Raw genomic sequence first — 2,788 nt, 5'->3', positions numbered from 1 at the left:
ACATACTCTATAAAATGTTCCTGTTTACGCCATGTAAGATTACCCCCATAGCCAAGCCAGCCCACGATGCTACTTAATCGCGCCCCATAACTGAATCCTTCTTTAACTCCCAATGGAACAGGACTGTAATCTGACCATCCACAACTAGGACATTTATAGAATCCGCGACGATATTCCCTGATTTCTATGGGTTGGTCTACTACTTCAGCCACTTGCTGGACTTTTTCGGGAACTACTTCATCTCGTTCCACTGAACCCCCACAAACAGGACAGTTTTCTAGTTCTAAAGGGACTATCTTATCGGGCTGACCAAAACCATTACGGGTCTTCCCTAGGTGGTCATATTTTGGTCCGCGTTTAAATCCTTTTTTGCGTTTCTTTTTGTCAGAAGGCTTTTTTAGTTGGTCTGATGATGGGGGGACTGAACTGTTTTTTGAGTTACGGTTTTTTAGCTTATCTCTCTCTTCTTTCAATTTTTCAATTTCTTGCTGTTGTGTAGAGATTTGTTGTTGTTGCTGGTCAATCAGTCTTTGTTGAAGAGATAACTGTTGTTGTGCCTTGACTAGCCACTCAATCATGAAGACATTGTTCGCCAACTGTTCATCGGCGATAGCTCTAACTAGCTTTGAATCAATGGTAGCATTTGTGGTCATAACCCCCACTATACATAAAAATCCCCGATTTTACCTTTATGTTGTCAAGACAGATTCTTTATTGCGGTGAGCAATTACACTGTTTCCCGATAGCTTTTCTTCTTTCTTGATAAGATACTTTTCGTTTTTTAGCTACTTTTAAGTATTCCTTTCTAGCAATTTTTCTAGAAGTTCTCGGCTTTTTTCTCAATTTTACTCTTAATGGTTTATAAAGATTATCTATTATTCTTTCTGTCTCAATTCTGGCTTGATTTAATATGCCTAAATCCGTTGGGTATTTGATGTCTGCTGGCGCACAAGTCGCATCTAAAATTAGTTTACCTTTATTTTTTATTTTTTCTCCTTTTTCTTGGAGACAATCCTTTTTTTTACTTCTTTATCACTCTTGTCTATTTCTCTTTTTACTATTTTTTTATTGATTTTGTTTATCAATTCTCCATCAATTCTTTTCCTAAAATGAACTAGCATTGAAGATTCCAGTGGTGGCTCTTGTTGATAACAATTTAAACCTATAAAGTATTGTAGATAGGGATTTTCTCTAATCTGTTCTATAGTTTCTCTATCACTTGTTCCTAATTTTTCCTTAATAATTAATGTCCCTAATGCCATTCTAAATAGTTTGGCTGGCGCACCTTTTTATGCTGAAAAAAGTTTAGCATATTCTTCCTCAAAATCATCCCAAGGTATCAACTCTGCCATGATTACCCAACGATTATTGGGGGACAATTTGCCCTCGAAAGGTAATTCAAATTTTTCTGGGGGCGGTAAAGGTTGCTCCTCTTTTCGATACATTTGTTCTTGACCAACAACTGGGAGGTGTTTCTACCAATTATAGCGGTTTGTAGCCGACAAAGCTGATCTTTTTTGCGATCGCGAATATGGGTGTAACCTTTTAAAGAATAGGGTTTTGCTTTTATTCAGCAAACCCTATTTGGAAACTAGCCCAAACTGCAGATTCCCGAGCCATGGAATCCCTAGTAGACTTAATGATTCATACAGATTCTCAAGAACGGAGTTTAATTTTAGAGGCTCTCTCTCAGATTAGCACAAGAACTCTCAAGCCAATGAACCATGCTTTAACCCTCTCTCTACAAGATAAAAATCCGCAAGTTCGGAAAAATGCGATCCGAGATTTAACAAGAATTCATGATTTAATGTCTCAAATTTATCAACTACTCTGCCATTCTATTGAACCCAGATTCCGCACTTCAAAATGTAGTATAAAAAAATACATAGTTTTAAAAAGTCCGAAAATCATACCTGGGCAAGAATATTTCTCTTTTCATTAAATTTTTAGGAAAAATAATCAAATTAAGAAGATTTATACTCATTGAGAACTTAGCAAGACTCAGCACAAACGAAGGAGAGTTTCCTCTTCTCATTTGATATCATTAGACTCTTATTCTTTTATTATTTTGGCTTTATCCAATTCAATTTATAGATAATATCTTTGACAAGATGCAGGTAATAAACTCAAGATAAAACGCCTTTCTTCTGTTAAATTGACAATTTGTTTAACTCCGTTTAAAATTACATAATGAATACCTTGAAAACATTGAAATATCCACCTCAAAGTCGGACGCAATGTTACTTTCCCTACTTGATTATTTATTCCTTTTTTGACTCTTTTTAAACAATTTCTTAATTCTCTTTGCCCAAAGTTATAAATCAACAAACACAAAGACATTAAAAATAACATTGTTTCTATTCTTTCTGGTTTTTCAACGAAGAAACTATCAGTAAAAAATAAGGGATCTTTCAAAAATCGAAATCCTCTTTCCGTAGATTGCTGGTTTTTATAAGTTATCAGAATTTCACTAGCTTCTAATTTATTTTCCTCTACTAAGTTAGTTGCTAAAATAAATTTTCCTGCTTCTTTAGTCTTTCTACTTATCTCTTCATCTTTTTTGATGATCAGACTAATCATTTTATAAATCTTTTCCTTTTTTTTCGAGTAAGTTTCAATCAGTTCAAATTCTTTTATTTCCAACAATCTCAATTTTTTATTAATAGCTTTTAATTTATATCGAGCAGCTTGAGGATGTTCAAATTCTTCAGATTGTATTTCTTTAAGAAATTTTTGGGATTTCTTCTCTTCTTGGGAAAGTTGTTTTTCTAGTTTTTCCAAATCACTT

The 2,788-nt window shown here is 34.1% G+C and carries 4 pseudogenes; 1 reads left to right on the top strand and 3 read right to left on the bottom strand.

What is annotated here, in order from left to right:
• A pseudogene (locus CWATDRAFT_RS30975) lies at positions 1-662 on the bottom strand (IS66-like element ISCwa4 family transposase); the annotation flags it as partial.
• A 70-nt stretch (positions 663-732) separates the two neighbouring features.
• Positions 733-1,445 (bottom strand): annotated as a pseudogene (locus CWATDRAFT_RS35260) (IS5-like element ISCwa2 family transposase); the annotation flags it as partial.
• Positions 1,446-1,582: 137 nt separating this feature from the next.
• Here CWATDRAFT_RS35260 and CWATDRAFT_RS30965 point away from each other — a divergent pair.
• Positions 1,583-1,942: pseudogene (locus CWATDRAFT_RS30965) on the top strand (HEAT repeat domain-containing protein); the annotation flags it as partial.
• A gap of 146 nt (positions 1,943-2,088) precedes the next feature.
• Here the strand turns inward: CWATDRAFT_RS30965 and CWATDRAFT_RS30960 are convergent.
• Positions 2,089-2,788: pseudogene (locus tag CWATDRAFT_RS30960) on the bottom strand (IS1634-like element ISCwa1 family transposase); the annotation flags it as partial.

The organism is Crocosphaera watsonii WH 8501, assembly GCF_000167195.1.
In the GTDB taxonomy this organism is placed as follows: domain Bacteria; phylum Cyanobacteriota; class Cyanobacteriia; order Cyanobacteriales; family Microcystaceae; genus Crocosphaera; species Crocosphaera watsonii.
Note: the sequence above shows the minus strand (reverse complement) of the source record. Positions and strands in the feature narration are given on the sequence as shown.